Annotated in this window: 24 protein-coding genes; 17 read left to right on the plus strand and 7 right to left on the minus strand. The window is 64.2% G+C overall.

From position 1 onward, the window contains the following. Positions 1 to 45: 45 nt before the first annotated feature. Complete coding sequence (gene cobT, locus E8M79_RS08035; protein ID WP_137151420.1) at positions 46 to 1,068, plus strand: nicotinate-nucleotide--dimethylbenzimidazole phosphoribosyltransferase; 1,023 nt, start codon at positions 46 to 48, stop codon at positions 1,066 to 1,068. An 18-nt stretch (positions 1,069 to 1,086) separates the two neighbouring features. Here cobT and E8M79_RS08040 read toward each other — a convergent pair whose 3' ends face one another. Continuing rightward, positions 1,087 to 2,613, minus strand: a complete 1,527-nt coding sequence (locus tag E8M79_RS08040; RefSeq protein ID WP_248304936.1) for a HAMP domain-containing sensor histidine kinase — start codon at positions 2,611 to 2,613, stop codon at positions 1,087 to 1,089. A gap of 141 nt (positions 2,614 to 2,754) precedes the next feature. On the opposite strand from E8M79_RS08040, the gene E8M79_RS08045 reads away from it, so the two are divergent. The 3 genes from E8M79_RS08045 to E8M79_RS08055 all read left to right on the plus strand — a co-directional run bounded on the left by E8M79_RS08045 (position 2,755) and on the right by E8M79_RS08055 (position 4,251). After that, positions 2,755 to 3,243, plus strand: coding sequence for a thermonuclease family protein (locus E8M79_RS08045; protein ID WP_248304937.1), 489 nt, complete (start codon positions 2,755 to 2,757; stop codon positions 3,241 to 3,243). Positions 3,244 to 3,382: 139 nt separating this feature from the next. Next, on the plus strand, positions 3,383 to 3,862 hold the full coding sequence (locus E8M79_RS08050) for an Lrp/AsnC family transcriptional regulator (protein WP_137151421.1): 480 nt from the start codon (positions 3,383 to 3,385) through the stop codon (positions 3,860 to 3,862). After that, positions 3,859 to 4,251, plus strand: coding sequence for a VOC family protein (locus tag E8M79_RS08055; RefSeq protein WP_137151422.1), 393 nt, complete (start codon positions 3,859 to 3,861; stop codon positions 4,249 to 4,251). The genes E8M79_RS08050 and E8M79_RS08055 overlap by 4 nt, the downstream gene beginning before the upstream one ends. Here the strand turns inward: E8M79_RS08055 and E8M79_RS08060 are convergent. The 5 genes from E8M79_RS08060 to E8M79_RS08080 all read right to left on the minus strand — a co-directional run bounded on the left by E8M79_RS08060 (position 4,248) and on the right by E8M79_RS08080 (position 7,897). Beyond that, entirely contained in the window at positions 4,248 to 5,069 is an 822-nt protein-coding gene (locus tag E8M79_RS08060) for an SDR family NAD(P)-dependent oxidoreductase (protein ID WP_137151423.1), read from the minus strand. The two genes, E8M79_RS08055 and E8M79_RS08060, sit on opposite strands and share 4 nt — an antisense overlap. Beyond that, positions 5,062 to 5,493, minus strand: coding sequence for a hypothetical protein (locus E8M79_RS08065; RefSeq protein ID WP_137151424.1), 432 nt, complete (start codon positions 5,491 to 5,493; stop codon positions 5,062 to 5,064). The genes E8M79_RS08060 and E8M79_RS08065 overlap by 8 nt, the downstream gene beginning before the upstream one ends. Then, positions 5,486 to 6,160: a dienelactone hydrolase family protein gene (locus E8M79_RS08070; RefSeq protein ID WP_137151425.1), complete on the minus strand. Its 675-nt coding sequence runs from the start codon at positions 6,158 to 6,160 to the stop codon at positions 5,486 to 5,488. Before E8M79_RS08070 ends, E8M79_RS08065 begins: the two co-directional genes overlap by 8 nt. Before the next feature lie 43 nt (positions 6,161 to 6,203). Next, positions 6,204 to 7,217: a GTP 3',8-cyclase MoaA gene (moaA, locus tag E8M79_RS08075; protein ID WP_137151426.1), complete on the minus strand. Its 1,014-nt coding sequence runs from the start codon at positions 7,215 to 7,217 to the stop codon at positions 6,204 to 6,206. 128 nt (positions 7,218 to 7,345) lie between these two features. Then, entirely contained in the window at positions 7,346 to 7,897 is a 552-nt protein-coding gene (locus E8M79_RS08080; protein ID WP_248304938.1) for a L,D-transpeptidase, read from the minus strand. Between the two features lie 303 nt (positions 7,898 to 8,200). Between E8M79_RS08080 and rpiA the strand changes: the two genes are divergently transcribed. The 7 genes from rpiA to gltX all read left to right on the plus strand — a co-directional run bounded on the left by rpiA (position 8,201) and on the right by gltX (position 16,738). Continuing rightward, entirely contained in the window at positions 8,201 to 8,902 is a 702-nt protein-coding gene (rpiA, locus tag E8M79_RS08085) for a ribose-5-phosphate isomerase RpiA (RefSeq protein ID WP_137151428.1), read from the plus strand. Positions 8,903 to 8,931: 29 nt separating this feature from the next. Beyond that, complete coding sequence (locus tag E8M79_RS08090; protein ID WP_171015784.1) at positions 8,932 to 9,444, plus strand: DUF2059 domain-containing protein; 513 nt, start codon at positions 8,932 to 8,934, stop codon at positions 9,442 to 9,444. Positions 9,445 to 9,560: 116 nt separating this feature from the next. Beyond that, positions 9,561 to 10,940 (plus strand): glutathione-disulfide reductase, encoded by a 1,380-nt coding sequence (gor, locus tag E8M79_RS08095; protein ID WP_137151430.1) that lies wholly within the window; start codon positions 9,561 to 9,563, stop codon positions 10,938 to 10,940. 190 nt (positions 10,941 to 11,130) lie between these two features. Continuing rightward, entirely contained in the window at positions 11,131 to 12,507 is a 1,377-nt protein-coding gene (locus E8M79_RS08100; RefSeq protein WP_137151431.1) for a 3-deoxy-7-phosphoheptulonate synthase class II, read from the plus strand. Between the two features lie 149 nt (positions 12,508 to 12,656). Next, the gene (locus E8M79_RS08105; RefSeq protein WP_137151432.1) at positions 12,657 to 13,619 is read left to right on the plus strand and encodes a hypothetical protein; all 963 of its coding nucleotides are present in this window, start codon (positions 12,657 to 12,659) and stop codon (positions 13,617 to 13,619) included. 129 nt (positions 13,620 to 13,748) lie between these two features. Next, entirely contained in the window at positions 13,749 to 15,416 is a 1,668-nt protein-coding gene (locus tag E8M79_RS08110; RefSeq protein ID WP_137151433.1) for an NAD+ synthase, read from the plus strand. Continuing rightward, positions 15,413 to 16,738 carry a glutamate--tRNA ligase gene (gltX, locus tag E8M79_RS08115; RefSeq protein WP_137151434.1) on the plus strand — a complete coding sequence of 442 codons (1,326 nt, stop codon included), beginning with the start codon at positions 15,413 to 15,415 and terminating at the stop codon, positions 16,736 to 16,738. Before E8M79_RS08110 ends, gltX begins: the two co-directional genes overlap by 4 nt. Here the strand turns inward: gltX and E8M79_RS08120 are convergent. Continuing rightward, complete coding sequence (locus E8M79_RS08120; protein ID WP_137151435.1) at positions 16,683 to 17,843, minus strand: DUF2865 domain-containing protein; 1,161 nt, start codon at positions 17,841 to 17,843, stop codon at positions 16,683 to 16,685. The genes gltX and E8M79_RS08120 overlap by 56 nt on opposite strands. A 131-nt stretch (positions 17,844 to 17,974) precedes the next feature. On the opposite strand from E8M79_RS08120, the gene E8M79_RS08125 reads away from it, so the two are divergent. The 6 genes from E8M79_RS08125 (at position 17,975) to cimA (ending at position 23,721) form a co-directional block, all read left to right on the plus strand. Then, entirely contained in the window at positions 17,975 to 18,988 is a 1,014-nt protein-coding gene (locus E8M79_RS08125) for a fumarylacetoacetate hydrolase family protein (protein ID WP_137151436.1), read from the plus strand. An 81-nt stretch (positions 18,989 to 19,069) separates the two neighbouring features. Continuing rightward, complete coding sequence (locus E8M79_RS08130) at positions 19,070 to 19,519, plus strand: cytochrome c (protein ID WP_171015785.1); 450 nt, start codon at positions 19,070 to 19,072, stop codon at positions 19,517 to 19,519. Positions 19,520 to 19,761: 242 nt separating this feature from the next. Next, the gene (gene cysS / locus E8M79_RS08135; RefSeq protein ID WP_137151438.1) at positions 19,762 to 21,177 is read left to right on the plus strand and encodes a cysteine--tRNA ligase; all 1,416 of its coding nucleotides are present in this window, start codon (positions 19,762 to 19,764) and stop codon (positions 21,175 to 21,177) included. Then, a complete protein-coding gene (locus E8M79_RS08140; RefSeq protein ID WP_248304939.1) occupies positions 21,174 to 21,656 on the plus strand; it encodes a GFA family protein in 483 nt (160 codons plus the stop codon). The genes cysS and E8M79_RS08140 overlap by 4 nt, the downstream gene beginning before the upstream one ends. Further along, entirely contained in the window at positions 21,649 to 22,125 is a 477-nt protein-coding gene (locus E8M79_RS08145) for a GFA family protein (protein ID WP_137151440.1), read from the plus strand. Before E8M79_RS08140 ends, E8M79_RS08145 begins: the two co-directional genes overlap by 8 nt. A gap of 3 nt (positions 22,126 to 22,128) precedes the next feature. Further along, positions 22,129 to 23,721 carry a citramalate synthase gene (gene cimA, locus E8M79_RS08150; protein WP_137151441.1) on the plus strand — a complete coding sequence of 531 codons (1,593 nt, stop codon included), beginning with the start codon at positions 22,129 to 22,131 and terminating at the stop codon, positions 23,719 to 23,721. The last annotated feature ends 83 nt before the right edge of the window (positions 23,722 to 23,804 follow it).

The following is a 23,804-nucleotide window of genomic DNA, read 5'->3' on the forward strand; positions in this document are numbered from 1 at the left end:
ACGCAACAAGACCCCACCTTCCTACCACAGCAGACCGGACTCGCCATGCCTTCGCTCAACCCCGCCTACGCCGATGTTGTCGAGCTTTTGACACTGCCGCCCGATGGCGATGAGTCGGCTGTTGCGGCCGTGCGGGCGCGTGATTCCCAGCTTACCAAGCCGCCTGGCTCGCTCGGCGCGCTCGAAGGCCTGGTCGAATTTTTGGCCCGCTGGCAGGGCCGGGCCCAGCCGCGACTCGACAACCCCATGGTCACTATTTTCGCTGGCAACCACGGCGTCACCGACCAGGGCGTGTCGAGCTTCCCGCGCGAAGTCACTGCCCAGATGGTTGCCAATTTCACCAATGGCGGCGCCGCGATTTCCCAGATCTGTGCGCTGCACGAGATCAATCTGCGCGTATTCGAACTGGCGCTCGAACTGCCCACCGGCGACATCACGCTGGAGCCAGCGCTGGATGACAAGATGTGCGCTGCCACCATCGCCTATGGCATGGAAGCCATTGCCGGCAAGCCGGACCTGATCTGCATCGGCGAAATGGGCATCGGCAACACCACCGTTGCCGCAGCGCTCTACGCTGCGCTGTTTGGCGGCACCGGCGCCGATTGGGTTGGCCGGGGCACCGGCGTTGATGATGCCGGCCTGGCGCGCAAGGCCGATGCCGTTGATCGTGCTCTGGCGCGCCATGCCGGCGAGCTCGACCATCCCCTGGCCATTCTCGCGCGCCTGGGTGGCCGTGAGATCGCTGCCATGCTGGGTGCGCTGATCGCCGCCCGGCATCAGAAGGTGCCGGTGATCGTCGATGGCTTTGTCGCCACCGCGGCCGCCGCCATCGCCTATGCGGTCAATCCCGCGGCCATCGACCATTGCCTGTTTGCCCATGTTTCGGCCGAATCCGCCCATGCCAGGGCGCTTTCGGCCATGGGCCAGACGGGTCTGCTCGATCTGGGCATGCGGCTGGGCGAGGGCAGTGGCGCGGCGCTGGCCGCCGTGCTGGTCAAGACGGCGCTGCACCTGCATACCAATATGGCGACGTTCGATTCCGCCGGGGTCAGCGGCAAGGAGAGCTGAGGCGCCGCTGGCGGGCGCCTAGCCGGCCTGCGAATAGATCTCGAGGCGGTTCTTCTTTTCCACCACCGGGGCCAGCGCATCCATGACGCGCGCGCGCGGGAAGGTGGCGATCACCTCGGTGCCGAAGCGCAGCTTGCTGAACAGGTCGAACCGGCCCTGGTGCAGTTCCATGATCTTCTGCACGATCGGCAGGCCCAGGCCCGCGCCCTGTTCGGCGGTCTTTTGCGCCAGCGACCCCTGGCCGAAGGACGACAGCACGGTTTCGATCTCGTCCTCGGGAATGCCCGGGCCATTGTCCTTGACCGAGACCATCTGTCCGCCATCGCTGCTGCGCTGCACCACCAGAATCACCTTGCCGTTCTGTGGCGTGAACTTGATGGCATTGCTCAACAGGTTCAGCACCACCTGGCGGATGGCGCGCTCGTCGCCCCACAGCTTGGGCAGGTTCTCGCCCACGCTGAACACCAGGTCGATGCCCTTCGATTTGGCGCGCAGCTCCATCATGCGGCGGCAGTCGGCGGCGATATCGACCAGCGACACCACTTCCTCGTTGAGATCATATTTGCCGGCTTCGATGCGGCTGAGGTCAAGCAGTTCATTGATCAGGTTGAGCAGATGCTGGCCGCTGCTGTGAATGTCGCCGGCATATTCCTTGTACTGCGGCACCTGGTGCGGCCCAAGCAGCTCGGACTGCAGCACTTCGGAAAAGCCGATGATGGCATTGAGCGGTGTGCGCAGCTCATGGCTCATGGTGGCCAGGAACTGCGACTTGGCGATATTGGCCTGTTCGGCATGGCGGCGGGCCTCGTCGGACATATGCCGGGCCTCTTCCAGCTCGCTGATCAGGGAGTCTTTTTCGCCCTGGTGCGTCAGTGTCTCGAGTTCGGACCCGTGCAGCTGCCGCGCCAGATAGACAAAGAAGATTTCGCCGCAAATGGCCACGCCACCCAGAGTGTAGTTCAACACGCCACCCTGGATGACCAGCCCGGCGGAAACCGTCAACGTCGCCGGCAGCGTGCTCATCAGCGTGGCCGGCGGCAGCGTGCGCGTGGCAATGGCATTTGCCGCAATGGCCACCAGCACCATGGCGAACATCACCGGGGCCAGGTCGGCCTGCGCGGCCACCAGGGTGAACAGCGCCAGCAGCGACCAGGCGATGCCCAGCACCAGTTCGCCAGCGACAAAGGTCGCGGTCCAGTCTCCGGCATTGAACCTGGCGGGGTCGCTGTTGCGGAAGCGCTGGGCCATCAGCACCACGATCAGCAGCGCCAGCACCACCGACCCGGCCCAGAGCGCCGTGAACAGCGGCGGCACCCAAAGCGTCGCCACTGTCGCCAGAATACCCACGATCGCCGCCATGGGCAGGGCACCGGCCACGCGCGAGTCGGCATAGTCGTGCATGAGTTCGAAATCGAAGGAGGCGCGCGTTCCCGAGCTGGAGGTCAGGCGCTGGCGGGCGTCAAGCACAGTCTTCTGCGCCGTGCGCTTTCCGTCACGTCCCATCTGCGAACGGACGTCGTCAGTGACAGCCGGTTGGGACGTCATGGTTACTCATTACTAACTGATGCGAACAAGAACTCTATTCGCTACGCTGATGAGCCCAAGCTTACCGGGGCGTAGTTAACGGGTGGTGAAATGGGACGGCGCAACCCGCTGCCAAATTCCCGACAGGCCCGTCGTCTGGCCATGTCTGTCATGGTCGGCCTGCTGGTTATTGTTGCGGCGCTGGTCATCCGGCAATCCGCCCCGAGCCAGCCGCTCTCCGGGGTGGGGCGCGCCAGCGATGGTGACAGCTTTCGCCTCGGCGACAGCCGTGTCCGCCTGATCGGCCTTGATGCGCCCGAACTGGACCAGACCTGTCCCGCGCCCGATGGACCAGATTGGGCCTGCGGCCGGGCCGCGCGCACGGCGCTTGCCGGGTTGCTGGCCAAAGGACCTGTCACCTGCCGTGCCGAGGGGAGGGATCGCTATGGCCGCTTCCTCGCCCGCTGCACTATCGCTAACACGGACCTGGGGGCTGAAATGGTGCGCCAGGGCATGGCGGTTTCGGCCGGCGACTATTGGACTGAGCATCTGGCGGCGCGTGCCCAGGCGCTGGGCATCTGGTCGGCGGGTTTCGATCTGCCCGCCAGCTGGCGCCGACAGGTCCCCGACGAGGGGTTGGACGCGCGCTGATCGTCCAGCCCATCCGGCGCCCATTGGCGGCGGGGCCGCAATAATATTGCTAGATGAGCGACTTTGTGGCAGTAACGGGCGCAATTCCGTGCGGAATTGATGCAATTTTAGAATTATGATCTCGCGGGGCGATGTGGCTTTGGACAAGATAGATCGGAAAATTCTGACCCTTCTGCAGAAGGATGCGACCATGCCGGTGGCCGAAATCGGCCGCAAGGTCGGTCTGTCCACCACCCCCTGCTGGCGCCGAATCCAGAAGATGGAAGAAGACGGCGTCATCCAGCGCCGCGTTGCCGTTCTCGATCCGGCCAAGGTCAATGTAGGCGTCACCGTCTTCGTCTCGGTCAAGACCAACGAACACAATGACACCTGGATGCGCAAATTCGCCGCCGTGATCGACGAGTTTCCCGAGGTGGTGGAATTCTATCGCATGAGCGGGGAGGTCGATTACCTCATGCGCGTCGTCGTGCCCGATATCGGCGCCTATGACAGCTTCTACAAAAAGCTCATCAGCAAGATCAACCTGACCGACGTCAGCTCCGCTTTTGCGATGGGGCAGATCAAATACACCACGGCGTTGCCGCTGGACTTTGCTATCGTCGTTGACGACGACAAATGAGCCTGATCGGCTTCGAACATGTTGGCATGACGGCGAGCGATCTCGATCGCACGATTGCCTTCTATTGCGATCTCATGGGTTTGCGCCTGGCCCTGCGCAAACCCAATGTCGCCTTTCTCGATGCCGGCGGCGGCATGCTGGAGATCTTCGGCCCTGCCGAGGGTGCCACGCCGTCGCGCGATGTGCCGCCCGGCGAGGCCGGCATGCGTCACCTGACGCTGGCCTACAGCGATGTCGACGCCATGATCGAGACGCTCGAGGCCGCCGGGGTTCCCATCGTCGAGCGCCCCCGCGACGCCCACAACACCGAAATGGTCCGCCGCGTCGCCTTTGTGCGCGATCCCGACGGCATCATCGTCGAACTGATCGAACGCGCACCCGGCCGCTAGGCGGGCCGGGGCCGCTTGCCGTCGATGTCGGTGATGTCATAGGCCTCGGCCAGCGCGGCCGCGACCTGCACGGTGCCCGACTTGTCCATCAGCTGCGGATCGCGCCACAGCCCGGCGATCACCCGCCCGATGAACTGCGGCGATTCCGAATTGCTGAGATCAAAGAACTGCGCCGCCCGCATCACTGCCTCGGTGCGGACAAGGCCAGGATAGAGCGAAACGGCGGCCACGCCATGCGGCCGCAGCTCATGGGCAAAATCGAACACCATCTTGTCGGCGCCCGCCTTGGCGATGCCATAAATGGCGTTGCCGTCATGCCGCTGCGCCGCCCAATAGGAGATGTTGACGATCAGCCCGGCGCGCCGGGCCACCATGGATCCTGCAGCAGCCCGCGCGGCGACAAAGGCCCCACGCAAGGCCGTGCCGATCATGGCATCCCAGCGCCACATCGGCTGCTCCCAGAACGGTTTGACCCAGGTGAAGTCACCGGCCTCTTCCATGTTTTCATAGCCAGGCCAGGCATTGTTGACGAGAATATCGATCCGGCCATGCCGGGCCAGAATGTCCCTGACCACCGCCTCGGTCTGCGCATCGACACTGTGGTCGCACACATGGGTGGCCAATTGCCCGGGCAGGGCCGCTGCCTCGGGGACCAGCCCGTCAAGCGAGCCTTCGCGCTGAGGATGCGAAGCAGCCTGCACATCCGTTCTGGTCCGCGCCGTTACGTGCACGCTGGCGCCTTGTTCGAGCAATGCCACGGCAATGCCGCGCCCGATGCCGCGACTGCCGCCAGTCACCAATGCAACTACGTCACGCATGCCCGTCTCCCTCCAGCGCCGCCATCGCCTCTTCCAAAACATCATGCGCCAGCGCCCGACGACCGTCGGGCCAGGCGATCACCACGCGTTGCACGCTGTGGTCATTGTAGAGACTGACCATGAAGTCCTCCACCGAGAGGCTGGCATAGGCCTCCAACGGCACTGTCACAGCTTCGAGGGTCATCTTTGGCCCGTCCGCCTGCGCGCAGATCTGCAAGACCACCCCCAGCATCGGCGCGGCGGCGGCGCGGGCCGCGCGATAGGCCAGGATATCGTCCGCGCTCGGATCGGCGGCAAATTGGCGGTCAACAAAGGCGTCGATCAGCATGGCCACCAACATGGCGCGGCGCAGCGACAGCGGCGCGGCCCGAGCTGCCCGCCATTCGCCTTCGAGATAGGCGCGATGCGCGGACAGCTCAGCCAAGATGCTTGCGGAAGAAATCGAGCGTGCGGGCCGAAGCCTTGGTGCAGGCCTCGAGGTTGAAATTGCTGGGCCGGTCGCTGTTGCAGAAGCCGTGGGCGGCGGCATAGGTGTAGATCGGCACATCGGGATGGCGCACCTTGAGCGCCTCGATCTGCTCGAGCGGAATGCCGGTGTCCTGGTCCCCATAGTGCATCTCCAGCGGGATGCTCGGCGCCAGATCGATGTAGTTCGGCACGCCGCCGCCGTAATAGCCCGATGCCGCGCTCAGCCCCAGACCATGGTGCGCCGCGCGCCAGGAGACGGCGCCGCCAAAGCAATAGCCGGTGATCCCCACCTTGCCGCCCTCGGCCGCGGCGCTGACAGCGGCCTGCACGTCCAGCAGCGCCGTCTGCGCGTTGAAGCGCTTCATCAACTCGCCAATGATCACGAACTGATCGGGGCCGTAATTGTCGCTTTCATAGCCAAACTCCAGCCGGTCGAACATGGCCGGCGCTACCGCCAGAAAGCCGTGCTGGGCATAGCGGTCCACCACGCTGCGGATCCAGCTATTGAGGCCCCAGACCTCCTGGACCACCACCACGCCGCCGCGCGGCTTGCCCTCGGGCACAGCCCGATAGGCGTTCAGGGTGAAGCCGTCGCTGGCCGTCAAAGTCGTGCGCTCGCCCATGGTGCTCTCCAGTTCTAGTTTGGTTCGGTTTGCTGGACCGGCCTCAGCCGCCCGTCACGCTCATGTGCCGGGCCACAGCGGGCGCCGGCCGGTCGCGATCCAACACGAAATCATGCCCCTTGGGCTTGAGCAGCATGGCCTGGTCCATGGCTGCATCCAGGCCCTCGGCGCCACCCTCGCGCAAGGCGTCGCGCAGGTTCACCTGGTCGTCCTGCCCCAGGCACATGAACAGCTGCCCGGTGGCGGTCAGCCGCACCCGGTTGCAGCTTTCGCAGAAATTGTGGCTCATTGGCGTGATGAAACCGAGCACTCCATCGGTCTCGGCCACATGCACATAGCGCGCCGGGCCGCCGGTGCGTTTTTCGAGGCGCGTCAGGCTATAGCGGCGCGCCAGCTGGTCATGCAGTTCGCGCAGCGGCAGATGGCTCTGCACGCGGTCCATGCCCACCTCGCCAAGCGGCATGCCCTCGATCAGGGTCAGCCCCATGCCGCGCCCATGCGCCCAGGCCATCATCGGCTCGATCTCGTCGGCATTGACGTCGGCCATGGCCACCATGTTGATCTTGACCGCCAGGCCGGCAGCCTGCGCCGCATCGATCCCGGCCATTACATCGGCGAGCCGGCCGCGTCGGGTGATGGCGGCAAAGCGCGCGCTGTCCAGCGTATCGAGCGACACATTGATCCGCTTGACGCCGGCTGCAGCCAGCCCTTCGGCATGGCGCGCCAACTGGCTGCCATTGGTGGTGATGGTCAGCTCATCCAGCCCATGCCCGATGCGGCTGCCCAGGCTGCGCACCAGGTCCATGATGTCGCGCCGCACCAGCGGCTCGCCGCCGGTCAAGCGGATGCGCGTGGTACCGCGATCAATGAAGGCCCGCGCAATGCTCTCGATTTCCTCAAAGCTGAGCACGTCCCGCTTAGGCAGAAAGGTCATGTCCTCAGCCATGCAGTAAACGCAGCGGAAATCGCAGCGGTCCGTCACCGAAATGCGCAGATAGGATATGTGCCGCCCATAGCGGTCAACGAGCGGACGGGCAGGGGGCGTGGCATTTATCATGTCGGCAAATCTAGACGCCGGCTGAGTTTTTTCAAAGCCAATTGCCAATGAAAAAAGGGTCGCCTTGCGGCAACCCTTTCAACTGTCTGCGAGGCCGGGCAATGTCGCCATTGCCCTTTGACTTGTAACTAGTGGTTGACGACGATCGTCGCGCCCACCTGCACACGGTCATACAGATCGGCGACGTCTTCATTGGTCAGGCGAATGCAGCCCGAGGAGACGGCCTGGCCGATCGAAGACGGATCGGAGGTGCCATGCACGCGATACAGCGTCGAGCCGATATACATGGCGCGCGCGCCCAGCGGATTGTTCGGGCCGCCCGGCATATAGGCCGGCAGGTCCGGAACGCGCTTGCGCATCTGCGCCGGCGGCGTCCAACCGGGCCACTCGGCCTTGCGGGTGATGCGGTGCGTGCCAGTCCAGGTGAAGCCGTCGCGACCCACGCCAATACCGTATTTCAGCGCCTTGCCGTCTTCCAGCACCAGATAGAGCCGACGCTCGTCGGTCTCGATCACCAGAGTGCCCGGCTTGTAATTGGTCTCGTAGGACACGATCTCTTTCTTGATCGCGCTGCTGCGCCCCTTCTGCGGCAGCTGCAGGGTGGATTCATCCACCCAATTGGCCTTCTCGGGGTCATAGACCTGCCGGGCCGCGGTCGGCGCCACCGCTGCTACCGACATCAGTAGAGACAGTCCGACGACAATGACTGACTTGATTTTGTGCATCTTTGCGACTTCGCCTTTGCAAGGAGTTCGTGCGTTTGATTCGTGCGCGGAACAATTCGGATTGCTTACGCGCTTTGAAGTGCAGCGAGAAGAGGTGGCCGCCCCCATTCCGCCATAGTTTATTCACCATGCCGAAAGAGTGTTGCTAGCTGGTTACAACCCGCGTTCACCAACTCGTGATCGAGCCCGGCGTGACGCATTGACACAGCGCACTTTGCGCTGCAAGTGCAGGCTATCGGCGCAGTGGAGACAGCAGTCATGAGCGAACATCTCAAGCGTGAAGCGGCCGCTATGGCCCTCAGCCAGATCCGGCCCGGCCTGCGCCTGGGCCTGGGGACCGGCTCGACCGCACGACACTTCGTGGACCTGCTCGGCGAGAAGGTTGCGCAGGGCTTTGACTGCATCTGCGTGCCGACCTCGGAAGTCACCGCCGCCCAGGCGCGCGGGCTCAATATTCCGCTCTCCGATCTCGATACGCTCGACCGGCTCGACATCACCGTCGACGGTGCCGACGAGATCGACCGCGAGCTCAATCTGATCAAGGGCGGCGGCGGCGCGCTGCTGCGCGAGAAGATCGTGGCCGCCGCATCCGACAGCATGATCGTCATCGCCGATGGCTCCAAGCTGGTCGAGACGCTGGGGCGCTTTCCGCTGCCGATCGAGGTCAACCGCTTCGGCCTGGGCGCCACGCGCCGCGCTGTCGCCGCTGTCCTGGCGGCCCACAAGGCCGAGGGCGAACTGCGCCTGCGCAGCACTCCGGCTGGCCAGGACTTTGTCACCGATGGCGGACACCTGATCCTGGATGCTTTTTTTGGCCGCATTTCGCAGCCAGAAGCGCTGTCGCGCGATCTGCTCGATATTGCCGGCGTGGTACAGCACGGCCTGTTCCTGAAAATGTGCAAGACGGCTTATGTGGCGACCGCAGATGGCGTAATAACCCTGCCTGCGGCTAAGAATTGATGGTTCCTGACAACATGGATGGATCGAAAATGACCGGTACGATGATGCGCATCAAGGCGCTTGTGGCAGTGGCGCTGAGCGCCGGCACATTGGCCTTTGCGGCTCCTGCCATGGCCCAGGAACTGGCCCCCGAGCAGCTTGCCCTCGCCCGCCAGTATATTGACCTGACCGACCGCGCCTCGGTGTTCGAGATCACCATGGTCGAGATCGGCATTGGCACCATGCGCCAGATCGTGCAGCAGAACCCCGAGCTGACCGACAAGACCGACGCTGCCGTCGGCAAGGTTCTTGAGGAGTACCGCGCGCGCAAGGGCGATCTGCTCGACCAGTTTGCCCGCGTCTATGCCGCGCGCTTCACTGCCGCCGAACTGCAGGAAATCGTTGCTTTCTACAGCACCGATACCGGCAAGAAGCTGGCCCAGGCCAATACTGAGGTGAATGCCGATCTGCAGTCCGTGCTGCAGGTGTTCACCAACAATGTGCGCCAGGAATTCTTCGCCAAGGTGCGCGCCGAGCTGCGCGCCCAGGGCGTCGAGCTCTAGTTCCACCAGCATTTGTCATGCCGGAGAGCCCCGCCGTGTGCGGGGTTTTCTTTTGTCTGCGCGCCCCCTATATCCATCGGTGAATGCCGATGTACCCCGGCAGCTGGAGACCCCTGATGAGCTCGACTTACGACCTTGTTGTCATTGGCGCTGGTTCGGGGGGCGTCCGAGCTGCCCGCATGGCGGCCACCTACGGCGCCCGCGTTGCCATCATCGAGGAATTCCGCGTCGGCGGCACCTGCGTGATCCGTGGCTGCGTACCCAAGAAGCTCTATGTCTATGCCAGCCGCTTCCGCGACCAGTTCGATGTCGCGCCTAGCTTCGGCTGGACCGTGGATGCCAGCTTTGACTGGCGCACCCTGGTCGAAAACAAGGACAAGGAAATCACCCGGCTCGAGAATGCCTATGTGGCCAATCTCGAAAAGCCCGGCGTCGAGATCATCCGCGACCGTGCCGTGGTCACCGGACCCAATTCGGTGCGCCTGGTGGGGCAGGGCACCGAAGTCACTGCGAAATATATCCTCGTCGCCACCGGCGGCCGTCCCAACAAGCCCGACATCCCGGGCGCCGAGCTGGGCATCACCTCCAACGAAGCCTTTGACCTGCCCGAACTGCCGCATTCCATCCTGATCGCCGGCGGCGGCTATATCGCGGTCGAATTTGCCACCATTTTCGCCGGCCTGGGCGTCCACACCACGCTGATCTATCGCGGCGACTGCATCCTGCGCGGCTTTGACGAGGATCTGCGCCGCGGCCTCGAGGCTGGCCTGACCGACCGCGGCATCAAGCTGATCTACCAGACCACCATCGAGTCCATGGCCCGCGCGGGCAGCGACATCTCCGTCACCTTCAGCGATGGTGTCACTGCGCCCTATGGCGCCGTCATGTTCGCCATCGGTCGCACGCCCAATACCGAGGGCCTGGGGCTGCAGGAGGCCGGCGTGAGACTGCATGCCGATGGCGCTGTGGCCGTCGATGCCTGGTCGCAGTCCTCGGTTCCGTCCATCTATGCGGTGGGCGACGTCACCGGCCGCGCTGCGCTGACACCGGTCGCCATCCGCGAAGGCTGGTATTTCGCCGAGACCGTATTCAACAACAATAAGCTCGCCGTCGATCACTCGCAGATCCCCACGGCAGTATTCTCCGAGCCCGAGCTGGGCGTGATCGGCCTCACCGAGGCCGAGGCGGCCACCCACGGCGACGTTGACGTCTATCTCGCCAAGTTCCGCCCGATGATGAACACGCTCTCCACCCGCACCGAGCGCATGATCCTCAAGCTCATCACGGAGAAGGACGGCGGCAAGGTGCTCGGCTGCCATATCCTGGGGCCAGGCGCCGCTGAAATGATCCAGCTGGTGGCTATTCCCATGGGGATGGGCGCCACCAAGGCCGATTTCGACCGCGCCATGGCCCTGCACCCCAGCGCTGCCGAAGAGCTCGTGACCTTCAAGGCGCCCAGCTATACCTATCGCAATGGCGAGAAGGTCGGCGGCTAAGCCTCCGACCGCCTCTTCCCTTGAGGGGAGAGGCCTGCGCACATCGACGGTTGAGGGGCAATGCCCCTTGACCAGTCACCGGGCACTCGGTCCGGCCGCCTAAAGTCTGCCTCGAATATCCTTGTCCCGCCCGGCGTCCCTTGGTATTCCGCCCACACCAATCCGTAACCGCGCGTGAGCGAGACCTGATATGACCACCTGGACCCCCCATAGCTGGCGCGACAAGCCGATCTCCCAGGTGCCGGCCTATCCCGACGCGGCCGCTCTTGCCGAAGCCGAGCGCCAGCTCGCCAGCTTTCCGCCGCTGGTGTTTGCCGGCGAGGCCCGCGAGCTCAAGTCCCGCCTGGCGGCTGTGGCGCGCGGCGAGGCCTTCCTGCTGCAGGGCGGCGACTGCGCCGAGAGCTTTGCCGAGCATGGTGCCGACCATATCCGCGACTTCTTCCGCGTCTTCCTGCAGATGGCCGTCGTGCTCACCCATGGTTCCAGCAAGCCTGTGGTCAAGGTCGGCCGTGTCGCTGGCCAGTTCGCCAAGCCGCGTTCCGCCGATACCGAGACCATCGATGGCGTCGAACTGCCCAGCTATCGCGGCGACATCATCAACGACATTGGCTTCACCGAAAAGGCGCGCGTGCCCGATCCTGATCGCATGCTGCAGGCCTATCGCCAGTCCGCCGCCACGCTCAACCTGCTGCGCGCCTTCTCGACCGGCGGCTATGCCGAGCTGACCCGCATCCACGATTGGACCATGGGCTTCATGAAGGGCTCCAACTGGAGCACCCGATTTGAGGAAGTCGCGCGCAAGATCGACGATGCCATCACCTTCATGGGTGCCCTGGGCCTGAACCCCGACAATACGCCGGCCCTCCGCCAGACCAGCTTCTACACCAGCCACGAGGCGCTGCTGCTCGGCTATGAAGAGGCGCTGACCCGTCGCGACTCCATTACCAATGACTGGTATGCCACATCCGGCCACATGCTGTGGATCGGTGACCGCACCCGCCAGCCTGACGCTGCCCATGTCGAATATTTCGCCGGCATCAAGAACCCCATTGGCGTCAAGTGTGGTCCCTCGCTGTCGAGCGATGATCTGCTGCGCCTGCTCGATCGGCTCAATCCCACCGATGAAGCCGGCCGCATGACCCTGATTGCCCGCTTCGGCTCGGACAAGATCCGCGATCACCTGCCGCGCCTGATCGAAACCGTGCAGAAGGCCGGCCGCACTGTCGTCTGGTGCTCCGATCCCATGCACGGCAACACCATCAAGGCCTCAACGGGCTTCAAGACCCGCCCGTTTGACCGCGTGCTGTCTGAGGTCAAGTCCTTCTTCGAAATCCACCGCGAGATGGGCACCTATGCCGGCGGCGTCCATATCGAGATGACCGGCGACGACGTCACCGAATGTGTCGGCGGCGTTTCGGCCGTGACCGAGGCGACCCTGGCCGATCGCTACAACACCTATTGCGATCCCCGCCTCAATGCCAGCCAGGCGCTGGAACTGGCCTTCCTGGTTGCCGAGGAAGTCCATGCGCAAAAGGCGCCGCGTCCGGTGCGTATCGCCGGCGAATAGCTCGCAAATCCTGGTCGCTGCTATCAGCCCGTACGCCCCGGCGTGCGGGCTGTTTTGTTCCATGGCGCCGGTTCTGCCCTTAGCCGAACATTAACCCTAACGGGTCATAAATGCGACGATGCCCTCAGTGGGCTGGTCGGGAGTATTCTATGAAACGCGCCATTGCTGTGTTGGGTCTCGCGCTGGTCGCTCCGGCTATGGCCGCAGATTATCCCGAACTCCGTCCCGCCTATCCCGAGACCTGGGAAAATCCCGACAGCTCGCTGCGCTTTGAATTCGGCACCCGCTACTGGATGTCCTGGGGCGAACAGGATGCCGGCTTTACGGCGGTCGATAGGGGCGTCACCCTGGGCAATGTCGGCATTTCCACCCGCGACCAGACCCAGATCGGTGAATTGCACGGCAAGATCGAGGATCTGACCACCCAGACCTATGTCGACATGCGGGCTGGGCTGGGGCTGCACACCACTGGCACCTATAATATCACCCCGGCGGCCAGCGGCTCGATCGGGCGCAACTCTTCGATTGGCTATGCCGGCGCTGATTTCGGCTGGTTGCCCTTTGGCAATATGACTGACGGCGCCGCCATCGGCGGCCTGATCGGCTACCAGTATTGGAAGGACGCGCCCGATATCGGCACCGGCCAATATGCTGCCAGCTTTGCCGGCGGCGTGCCGGCAACCTATGGTGCCGCCAAGGATAATTTCGACATCCATGCGCTGCGCCTGGGCGTCAAGGGCCAGGCCCGCGTCGAGCAGTTCGACATCCAGGGCGAAGTGGCGGCTGTGCCCTATGCCAATGTCTCGGGCACCGTCGGCGGCTCTGCCCCCGGCGGCTTCAATTTCCCAGGCATTCCGGTGACCTTCTACGAGCGCGCCCCCACCACGCTGACCGGCCGCGGCTATGGTGTGATGGCTGAAGGCATGGTCGGTTTCCATCCCACCGAGAACCTGGTGGTGCGCGTTGGTGGTCGGGCCTGGTACCTCGAAGGCCAGCTGGAGACGCAGTTTCACTCCGCCTCGGCTCTGGGCAATTCCGATCTGAACCTGCCCAGCAATTTCGCCCGCATCTTCCGCTATGGCGCGCTGTTCGAGCTGGCCGGCAAGTTCTAGCCGTCCATCCGGCAACGCCGCCATTCCTGTTGTCCGCTTGCCCTGTTGGGGGTGAGCAGATAAGTCTTGCGCGCGTTTCGGCCGGTGCCGCAGCGCCTGCGACTTCTCCAGCATACGGGCAGGATTACCGTGACAGACCGCCTCACCATTGCGCTCGCCCAGCTCAATCCCAAGGTCGGTGACCTGACCGGCAATCTGGCGCTGGCCCGCAAGGCCCTTGGCGATGCGCAGGCCGCCGGCGCCGACATTTTGATGTTCAGCGAGCTCTTCCTCACCGGCTATTTCCCCGATGATCTGCTGTTCAAGCCACAGTTCGTTGCCGACGCCATCCAGGCGGCCAACGATCTGGTCGCCGATACCACCGGCTCCGATCTCGTGGTCATCCTGCCCACCGTCTGGAAGGACAAATCCGGCCTGCGCAATGCCGTCATCGTCGCTGAAAACGGCGCGATCATCGCCACGCGCTTTAAGCGTGAGCTGGTCAATGGCGACGTGTTCTACGAAAAGCGCTATTTCCTGGCGGGGGCGCTGCCCGATCCCGTTGTCATCAAGGGCGTGCCGGTCGGAATCCCGATCTGCGAAGATATCTGGCACACAAGCGTCTGTGAACATCTGGCCATGCGCGGCGCCGAAATCATGCTCTGCCCCAATGGCTCGCCCTATTGGACCAACAAGCAGCATGTCCGCAAGGATCTGGTGCGCAACCACGTCCTGACCCATGACGTGCCATTGCTCTATCTCAATCAGGTCGGCGGGCAGGATGAGCTGGTCTTTGATGGCGCCTCCTTCGCCATGGAGCCGGGCAACAAGCTGGTCTTTCAGGGCAAGTCCTTCGCCGAAGATTTCATCGTGTCGGACTGGGTTCGTGGCGACGATGGCTGGACCTGCGCCAGCGGCGAGGTCACCGAACTCACCACCACCGACGAAGCGCCCTGGCTGGCCTGCGTGCTCGGCCTGCGCGACTATGTGCGCAAGAATGGCTTCAAGCAGGTCGTGCTGGGCCTGTCGGGCGGCATTGACAGCGCCGTGGTTGCGGCCCTCGCCGTCGATGCCCTGGGCGCCGACAATGTCCACTGCATCATGCTGCCCTATCGCTACACCTCCCAGGCCAGCCTCAAGGACGCCAAGGATTGCGCCGAGCGACTGGGCGTGCGCTACGATGTGGTGGCCATCGGCAATCCGGTCGATGATGCCCTGGCCGAGCTGGCGCCGATCTTTGGCGATCGCCCCGCCGATCTGGCCGAGGAAAACATCCAGTCCCGCATGCGCGGCGTCGTGCTGATGGCGGTGTCCAACAAGTTGGGCTCCATGCTGCTCACCACCGGCAACAAGTCCGAAATGGGCGTGGGCTACGCCACCATCTATGGCGACATGAACGGCGGCTACAATCCGCTCAAGGACATGTTCAAGATGGAGGTCTATCGCCTGGCGGACTGGCGCAATCACCATCTGCCCGGCGATTGCCTCGGCCCCGATGGCGCCGTCATCCCCCAGGCCATCATCGACAAGGCCCCCAGCGCCGAGCTGCGCCCCAACCAGACCGATCAGGACAGCCTGCCGCCCTATCCGGTGCTCGATGATATCCTCACCGCTATGGTGGAGGAGGAGATGTCGCTGGCCCAGATCGTCGCGCGTGGCCATGACGCGGCGCTGGTGCGCCGCATCGAGCGCCTGCTCAACATCGCCGAATACAAGCGCCGCCAGTCTGCGCCGGGCCCCAAGCTGACACCCAAGGCCTTTGGCCTGGGCCGCAAATACCCCATCACCAATGGCTTTAAGGACCACAGCATCGGATGACCATTGTTCGCTGGGCGCCGTCCCCCACTGGCCGCATCCATCTCGGCAATGCGCGTCCGGCGCTGCTCAACTGGTTCTTCGCCCGCCGTCATGGCGGTCGCTATGTGCTGCGCATGGACGATACCGATCTGGTCCGCTCCACGCGTGAATCGGCCGATGGCATCGAGGTCGACCTGGCCTGGCTGGGCATCACGCCCGATCTTCTGGTCCGCCAGTCCGAGCGCACCGCGCTTTATGATGCCGCGCGGGACCGCCTCATCGCGGCCGGCCGGCTCTACCCCTGCTACGAGACCGAGGAGGAGCTTGACCGCAGGCGCGCCCGCGCCCGCCTGCTCGGCAAGCCGCCCATCTATGATCGCGCCGCGCTCGCCCTGACCGACGCCGACCGCGCCCGGCTCGAGGCCGAGGGCCGCCAGCCGCATTGGCGCTTCCGGCTCGACGGTCGCCCCGTGCATTTCGACGATCTCATCAAGGGGCCGCAGACCGTCAACACGGCGTCGATGTCCGACCCTGTTCTGGTGCGCGCCGACGGCAGCTATCTCTATACGCTTCCGTCGGTGGTCGATGACATCGATCTCGGCATTACCCATGTGATCCGGGGCGAGGACCATGTGTCCAATACCGGCACGCAGATCGAGATCTTCGAGGCCCTGGGCGGCACAATTCCGGTCTTTGGCCACCACAACCTGCTGACGGATGCGGAAGGTCAGGGCTTTTCCAAGCGCCTGGGCAGCCAGTCCATCGCCGATTTCCGCACCGATGGCTATGAGCCCATGGCCATTGCCATCATGGCCAGCCTCACCGGCACGAGCCTACCCATCGAGACTTATGAGACGCTCGACGAGATCGCCAATCGCCTGGATTTCTCAATGATCTCGCATGGCTCGGCCCGGTTCGATCCGGTCGAACTCGACAATCTCAACGCCCGCCTGCTGCATGCCTTGCCCTATGCCGGCGCCGCCGCGCGGCTGTCAGCCCTGGGGCTCGAAGGCGAAGCCATGTGGCTGCTGCTGCGCGACAACCTGCGCAAATTCAACGACATAACCGAATGGGCCAAGCTGGTGACCGGCCCGGTCGAGCCGGTGATCGCCGATGAGGACCGCGACTTCCTCGCCTTGGCCAAAGCCCTGCTGCCGCCCGAGCCCTGGGACGAAACCACTTGGGGCCACTGGACCGAGGCGCTCAAATCCGCCACCGGACGCAAGGGCAAGGCCCTGTTCCTGCCCCTGCGCATGGCCCTGACGGGCCGTCACGATGGGCCTGAGCTTAAGTCCCTGCTCCCGTTGGCTGGGCGTATGGCGTGTCTGGACCGACTACCCTGACCACCTTGTCGCCGAACTGCACCAGACGCAGTTCGGTGTCGGCAGCCGTGGTGTTGGCCGGGCGCGTCACCGGCGTTTCCCCCGGGCCAGCCGGTCGCGGCCGCGGCAGCGGCACATCCACCAGCGCGGCGACCTCGGTCGGCGCAGGCGTTGCTGCCATCACCGGCGCCACGCCGCGCGGATCGCGCAGCGGCATGGGGAACTGCTCTTCGCCCACTGTGATCATGCTGCGCGAGGTGCCATCGGTCCGCGTCGCCACCGTGATCGACCCGTCCGACTGCGGCGGCACTTTGCAATTGGCGCCTGGGCTGGTGTCCAGCGTCGTGCGATAGGCAAAGGCCGAGGGCAGGGCGGTATAGGGCGTGCCCGCCTGGTTGATCATCTGCTCGGGCTCCTGGCCCGGATTGTCGTAGAAGTAGAGCTCCACCGGCGTCGTCGGGCAACTCGCCTGGCAGATCGCGGCGTCATTGCTCACATAGTCGGGCAGTGTTGCGTAGCTGATGGGCCAAAAATAGCCGTCGCTCAGACGCACGCAGACCGTGCGGACCGTCTGGTAGCCAAACGAGCCCCAGGGGTCGCCGCCATCCACCAGCTGGCCGTCGCCGAAATCGCTATTGGCTGGCGTGCCGAAAATGCGTTCGAACAGGCCCTGCCGGTCATTGGTCACCGTCGCGCTTGAGCCATTAGCGCCGCAGCCAAAGCGCGCCAGCTCCTGCAGCACAGCCTCGCGCTGGCCGGCCACGGCATTGGCCGATTCCACCTGCTGGGCGACATCTGCCGCCACTTCGCGCAGGCGCAGCACCTCGCGCCCAATCTCGCGGCACTGTGGCGTCAGCGTGCGCCCCGCCTTGGCGTCGTCATTGCATCCGTCGCGGATATAGCGACTCTCCATATTCTGAACGTCGCGCTTTGCCTCGCGTGCCGCCTGCGAATTGCCGCCCAACTGGCGATAGTCGCCATTGCTGTCGATCTGGCGCAGAATGCCGACGAGCCGCTCGCACTGCGCCGACTGCGCATGGGCCGTCTGCACATCCACGGCAAAGCCCAGGCCGGCCAGGGTCAGGATCACCAGCGCTCGCACGCCACGTCTGCTTAAAATCGCCATCGAATCCCATAGGCGCCCGTCGCGCCGCAACCGGGCCTTAAGACAACGCTAGGACCCATGGCAACACTATAGTGACAGCGCCCACCCCGTGATAGCGCTGCACGGACACACCAGCCAGGGAATGCGTCGCCATGAAGCTTGCTACGCTGAGAAACGGTCGCCCGGACGGGCAATTGGTCATCGTCTCCGCCGACATGAGTCGCTGCGTATCCGCCGGCCGCATTGCGCCAACCCTGCAGGTTGCGCTCGACGACTGGGCCGCGCTGGCGCCGGCCCTCGCCGACCTGTCCAGGCAGCTCGAAGCTGGCGCCATTGCCGGCCAGCCCTTTGATCCGGCGCTGGCGCTGGCGCCGCTACCGCGCGCCTACCAGTGGATCGACGGCTCGGGCTATCTCAATCATCTCGAACGCGTGCGCGGCCTCAAGGGTAGCAAGGATGCCGAGCTGCAGTCTGCGCGTCCGCTGCTCTACCAGGGCGCCTCTGATTCGCTGTCGGCACCCACTGCGCCGATCTTCGCCACCGATGCGGACCTCGCCATCGATCTGGAAGCCGAAGTGGCGGTGATCATTGCCGCCGTGCCCATGGGCGCCGACCGCGCCACGGCGGCTGCCGCCATTCGCCTGGTCACGGTCTGCAACGACGTCTCATTGCGCCGCCTCGTCGCCGACGATCTGCAGAATGGCTTCGGCTTTTTCCACTCCAAGCCTTCCACCGCCTTTGCCCCCATCGTCGCCACGCCCGATGCCCTGGGCACGGCCTGGCGCGACGCGCGGCTGCATCTGCCCGTCCGGGTGGAGGTCAATGGCACGCTGATCGGCCAGCCCAATGCCGGCACTGACATGCATTTCGACTTTGCCGACCTCATCGCCGAAGCGGCCCGGACGCGCAATCTCGCGGCCGGCACCATCATCGGTGGCGGCACGGTCTCCAACCAGCATGACGAAAGCCTGCCCATCAAGCGCGATGGAATCGGTTTCGCCTGCATCGCCGAAGCCCGCACCGTCGAAAAGCTCAAATATGGCCGGGCCCGCACGCCGTTTCTGCAGCCTGGCGATACCATCCGTATTGGTGCAATGTCGGGCAGCACCTCGGTATTTGGCGATATTGTTCAATCGGTTGCGCTGGCGGCGCCCCCGATCCGATAACATTCCCGTGTGCGACTTGGGGCCGTCATGGGGGCATGCAAGTCTGGCGACCAGGCAAATTGGGTTCACGTTGAGGGTGACATGTCGGTTCGCAAGATTTCTATCCTGGCCTTGGCTGGTCTGATGACCATGGGTGTTGTTGGCAGCTTTGCTGAAGACGCCTTTGTGGCGCCCACCGATCCGGCCGAGATCGTCGCAGCACGCAAGGCGCTAATGAAGGAAGATGGCGCCCTGCTTAAGGCCGCCGGCGGGCTGACCGGCGCCGAGGCGGTGACCGCCATGCAGACTCTTCTGACCAATTACTCGCATATTCCCGCGCTCTTCCCCGAAGGCTCGGTGGTCGGCGACAGCGAAGCGCTGCCCGCCATCTGGCAGAACTGGGATGCCTTCGTAGCCATCGTCGAAACCGGCAAGACCGCTGCCCAGGCCGGCCTGACGGCTGCCGAAGCCGGCGACGCTGCCGCCTATAACGACGCCATCAAGGCCATCGGCGGGACCTGCGGCCAGTGCCACCAGCAGTTCCGCAGCTGATCGATTTCTTTCGCCTCCAAAGCGATTGGGCGGCCCGCAGGGGCCGCCTTTTTTCTTTCTGCTTGATTTTCCGCGCGGCGGGCGCCAATCATCACGCCATGAAGTCGCAGAGCATTCTGATTAACCGCTGCATTATTACCTGCTAACCACTCGTTGGCGGCGCGGTCTTCTTCACTCCAAAACTCTGATACCTGAAGAGCCGCCTGCCAGCGCACATTCGCTTGGGCCCAGGGACGGACCGCATGACCACGCTGCCATTGTCGCTCTACAATACGCTGACGCGCACCAAGGAACGTTTCGTTCCCATCGATGCGCATAATGTGCGCATGTATGCCTGCGGCCCCACGGTCTATGACTTTGCCCATATCGGCAACGGCCGCATGGCCATTGTGTTTGACCTGCTGTTTCGGCTGCTGCGCCAGGTCTATGGCGCCGATCACGTCACCTATGTGCGCAACATCACCGACGTGGACGACAAGATCAACGCCCGGGCGCTGCGCGACCACCCCGACCTGCCGCTCAACGAGGCTATCCGCAAGGTCACCGAGGGCACCGCTGCCCAGTACCAGAAGGACGTCAAGGCGCTCGGTTGCCTGGAGCCCACCGTGCAGCCGCGTGCCACCGACAATATCGCCGAGATGCAGGCGCTGATCGGCGCGCTGGTCCAGCGTGGTCATGCCTATGCTACTGCCGGCGAAGTGCTGTTCTCGGTGAGCTCCATGCCGGACTATGGCAAGCTCTCCGGGCGTAATCTCGAAGACAATCTGGCGGGTGCGCGTATTGCGGTGGATGCACACAAACAGAACCCGGCCGACTTTGTGTTGTGGAAGCAGTCGGCCGACAATGAACCCGGCTGGGACAGCCCCTGGGGGCGTGGTCGCCCCGGCTGGCATATCGAGTGCTCGGCCATGAGCGAACGCTATCTTGGCCAGCTGTTCGATATCCACGGTGGCGGGCTCGACCTGATCTTCCCGCACCATGAGAATGAAATCGCCCAGTCCCGTTGCGCCCACGGCACCCATGCCATGGCCAATGTGTGGATGCACAACGGCTTCCTTCAGGTCGAAGGCCAGAAGATGAGCAAGTCGCTGGGCAATTTCTACACCATCGCCCAATTGCTCGAGACCGGCGACTTCGGCGGCCGCAAATGGCCAGGCGATGTGCTGCGCCTGGGCATGCTGATGACCCATTATCGCGAGCCCATTGATTTCACCGTCAAGCGGCTGGAAGAGGCGGAAACGCGCCTGCGCGATTGGCAGCGCGCGGCCCAGGGCGTCGAACTCTCCGACACCGATGCGCCCGATGACTCGGTCGTGCGCGAACTGGCCGATGATCTGGGCTTCCATCGGGCCAGCGTGGCGCTCGACGTCATCGCCAAAAAGGCCAATCGCGACGATGGCCTGTCGGCCAAGCGCTGCCTGGCCGCCTCGCTGCGCTTCCTCGGCTTTGGTCTCGATACACTCCTGGCCACAGAGTCCGACCGCGCCGAACCGCCGCATCTTGCCGCCGCCATCGCCGACCGTCTGGCGGCCCTTAATGCAAAGCAGTTCGCTGAGGCCGACCGCATCCGCAATGAACTGGCCGAGCAGGGCATCGCGTTGATGGACTACAAGGACGAGGCCGGCAATCGGCAAACCAGATGGGAGGCCAAGCGGTGACGACACCTGTTCATGCCTATACGGGCGGCTGCCAATGCGGCGCCGTGCGGTTCAGCGTCACCCGGCTGGGGCGCCCCTCGATCTGCCATTGCCGCATGTGTCAGAAGGCCTTTGGCGGCTTCTTCGGGCCGCTGGTCACGGCGCACAATGCCCGCTGGACGCGCGGGGAGCCCAAGTGGTTCCAGTCCTCCAATGCGGCTCGCCGCGCCTTCTGCGGCGATTGCGGCACGCCCCTGGCCTATGAGACCCGCTTCGGGCTCGAACTGGCCATCGGCGCGTTCGATGACCCCACCGTCGCCGCCCCCGTCATCCAGGTCAATCTCACCGATCGCCTGCCGTTCTTTCACGATCTGACGGCGCTGCCCGAACGCACCGACGCGCCCGACGAATGGCGTGACTTCCTCGCGGGCATCCATTCCAACCAGCATCCGGACCACGACACCGACGACTGGCCACCGCACGGAGGCAACAATGGCTGAAAGCTGGTCAGGAGGTTGCCAGTGCGGCGCCGTACGCTACCGCTTCACCCAGCAGCCGCGCGGCGCCCATATCTGCCATTGTCGCATGTGCCAGAAGGCCTTCGGCGGCTTCTATGCCCCCTTGGTCGGCGCGCCGCGTGCGAGCTTTGAGGTGACCCGGGGCGAGATCACACTGTTTCGCTCCTCCGATCAGGTGGAACGTGGCTTCTGTCGGCAGTGCGGCACGCCCCTCAGCTTTGCCTATATCGATGGGGACTGGATGTCGGTCTCGATAGGCTCGCTGGATAATCCCGAGGCCTTTCCGCCCATCGACCAGCATGGCGTCGAGAGCCGCCTGAGTTGGGCCAATGGCCTGGGTCATCTGCCCGATCGCCCCTCTACCGAGGTCGAAGACCCCGCCACCGCCGCCTTCATCGCATCCACCAACCATCAGCATCCCGACCGCGACACCCAGCGCTGGCCCGAGTAAGTCATGACCAAGACCCGCCTCTACATCTTCGACACCACCCTGCGCGATGGGGCCCAGACAGCCGGCATCGAGTTCTCGCTTGAGGACAAGATTTCCATTGTCGGCCTGCTTGAGGAACTGGGTGTCGACTATATTGAGGGCGGCTATCCTGGTGCCAACCCGGTCGATACGGCCTTCTTTGAGTCCAGGCGCACGCGATCGGCCACATTCACCGCCTTTGGCATGACCAAGCGGGCAGGGCGCTCTGCCGCCAACGACCCCGGCGTGCAGGCTCTGGTCAACTCCAATGCCGACGCGGTCTGCTTTGTCGCCAAGGCCTGGGACCACCAGGTCGAGACGGCGCTGGAAATCTCGCTGGAGGATAATCTCGACAATCTGCGCGAGACCGTCCTGGCTGCTGTCGCGGCCGGCAAGGAAGCGCTGATCGATTGCGAACACTTCTTTGATGGCTACAAGGCCAATCCGGACTATGCGCTGTCCTGCGTGCGCACCGCGCTTGAGGCCGGCGCCCGCTGGGTCGTGCTCTGTGACACCAATGGCGGCACCATGCCGGCGGAAGTGTCCGCCATCGTCAAGGCCGTGCAGGCCGTGGCCCCCGGCGATCGCCTCGGCATCCACGCCCATGACGACACCGGCCAGGCCGTCGCCAATACGCTTGCCGCCGTCGAGGCCGGCGTGTGCCAGATCCAGGGCACGCTCAACGGCATCGGCGAGCGCTGCGGCAATGCCAACCTGATCACCATCATCCCCTCGCTCGTGCTCAAGCGCTACTATGCCGACCGCTTCGAGACCGGCATCGCGCCCAGCCGGCTCAAGCGGCTGACCCAGATCTCCCGCGCCTTTGATGATCGCCTCAATCGCGCCCCGTCGCGCCAGGCGCCCTATGTTGGCGCCTCCGCCTTTGCCACCAAGGCAGGCATCCACGCTTCGGCCCTGCTCAAGGACTTCACCAGCTATGAGCATGTGCCGCCCGAGAGCATCGGCAATGAGCGCTCCATCATGGTCAGCCAGCAGGCCGGCAAGTCCAACCTGCTGACCGCACTGGCCCGCCACGGCATTGCCCTGGCCAAGGACGATCCGCGCCTCGAACGCCTGCTGGCCACCGTCAAGGAGCGCGAATCACGCGGCTATTCCTATGACGGCGCCGACGCATCCTTTGCCGTGCTGGCCCGTGGCGTGCTCGGCGTTCTGCCCAGCTTCTTCACTGTCGAGAACTATCGTGCCAGCGTCGAGCGGCGCCACAATGCCCAGGGCGATGAGGTCACGGTCACCGAGGCGGTGGTCAAGATCCGGGTCGAGGGCGAGCTGCTGATGTCGGTGGCCGAGGGCAATGGTCCGGTCAACGCGCTGGATCTGGCGCTGCGCAAGGACCTTGGCAAATATTCCGCGCGTATCGAGGACCTCGAACTGGTCGACTTCAAGGTGCGTATCCTGGACGGCGGCACGGGCGCGGTCACCCGTGTATTGGTCGAAAGCCGCGACGGCACCGGCGAGCGCTGGTACACCATCGGCGTATCCCCCAACATCATTGATGCGTCCTTTGAAGCTCTGTATGAATCAATCACCTATAAGTTGCTGAAAACTGAGACGGCTTAGGCCTCTTCGCGTGCTTGGTTGAACCGGACGGCTCTGCCGTCATAACGGTCCGGGAGGACAAACTGGCCGATACCGCTCCAAAA

This window comes from Devosia sp. FKR38 (genome assembly GCF_005222805.1).
Lineage (GTDB): Bacteria > Pseudomonadota > Alphaproteobacteria > Rhizobiales > Devosiaceae > Devosia.

Excerpts from the sequence above, each read along its gene's own strand:
- E8M79_RS08045 (WP_248304937.1), top strand. The coding sequence starts at position 2,755 with ATGTCTGTCATGGTCGGCCTGCTGGTTATTGTTGCGGCGCTGGTCATC.
- gor (WP_137151430.1), top strand. The coding sequence starts at position 9,561 with ATGAGCTCGACTTACGACCTTGTTGTCATTGGCGCTGGTTCGGGGGGC.
- cobT (WP_137151420.1), top strand. The coding sequence starts at position 46 with ATGCCTTCGCTCAACCCCGCCTACGCCGATGTTGTCGAGCTTTTGACA.
- E8M79_RS08040 (WP_248304936.1), bottom strand. The coding sequence starts at position 2,613 with ATGACGTCCCAACCGGCTGTCACTGACGACGTCCGTTCGCAGATGGGA.
- E8M79_RS08145 (WP_137151440.1), top strand. The coding sequence starts at position 21,649 with ATGGCTGAAAGCTGGTCAGGAGGTTGCCAGTGCGGCGCCGTACGCTAC.
- rpiA (WP_137151428.1), top strand. The coding sequence starts at position 8,201 with ATGAGCGAACATCTCAAGCGTGAAGCGGCCGCTATGGCCCTCAGCCAG.
- gltX (WP_137151434.1), top strand. The coding sequence starts at position 15,413 with ATGACCATTGTTCGCTGGGCGCCGTCCCCCACTGGCCGCATCCATCTC.
- E8M79_RS08125 (WP_137151436.1), top strand. The coding sequence starts at position 17,975 with ATGAAGCTTGCTACGCTGAGAAACGGTCGCCCGGACGGGCAATTGGTC.
- E8M79_RS08055 (WP_137151422.1), top strand. The coding sequence starts at position 3,859 with ATGAGCCTGATCGGCTTCGAACATGTTGGCATGACGGCGAGCGATCTC.
- E8M79_RS08100 (WP_137151431.1), top strand. The coding sequence starts at position 11,131 with ATGACCACCTGGACCCCCCATAGCTGGCGCGACAAGCCGATCTCCCAG.
- E8M79_RS08130 (WP_171015785.1), top strand. The coding sequence starts at position 19,070 with ATGTCGGTTCGCAAGATTTCTATCCTGGCCTTGGCTGGTCTGATGACC.
- E8M79_RS08120 (WP_137151435.1), bottom strand. The coding sequence starts at position 17,843 with ATGGCGATTTTAAGCAGACGTGGCGTGCGAGCGCTGGTGATCCTGACC.
- E8M79_RS08080 (WP_248304938.1), bottom strand. The coding sequence starts at position 7,897 with ATGTCGGTAGCAGCGGTGGCGCCGACCGCGGCCCGGCAGGTCTATGAC.
- moaA (WP_137151426.1), bottom strand. The coding sequence starts at position 7,217 with ATGATAAATGCCACGCCCCCTGCCCGTCCGCTCGTTGACCGCTATGGG.
- E8M79_RS08070 (WP_137151425.1), bottom strand. The coding sequence starts at position 6,160 with ATGGGCGAGCGCACGACTTTGACGGCCAGCGACGGCTTCACCCTGAAC.
- E8M79_RS08060 (WP_137151423.1), bottom strand. The coding sequence starts at position 5,069 with ATGCGTGACGTAGTTGCATTGGTGACTGGCGGCAGTCGCGGCATCGGG.
- cimA (WP_137151441.1), top strand. The coding sequence starts at position 22,129 with ATGACCAAGACCCGCCTCTACATCTTCGACACCACCCTGCGCGATGGG.
- E8M79_RS08090 (WP_171015784.1), top strand. The coding sequence starts at position 8,932 with ATGACCGGTACGATGATGCGCATCAAGGCGCTTGTGGCAGTGGCGCTG.
- cysS (WP_137151438.1), top strand. The coding sequence starts at position 19,762 with ATGACCACGCTGCCATTGTCGCTCTACAATACGCTGACGCGCACCAAG.
- E8M79_RS08105 (WP_137151432.1), top strand. The coding sequence starts at position 12,657 with ATGAAACGCGCCATTGCTGTGTTGGGTCTCGCGCTGGTCGCTCCGGCT.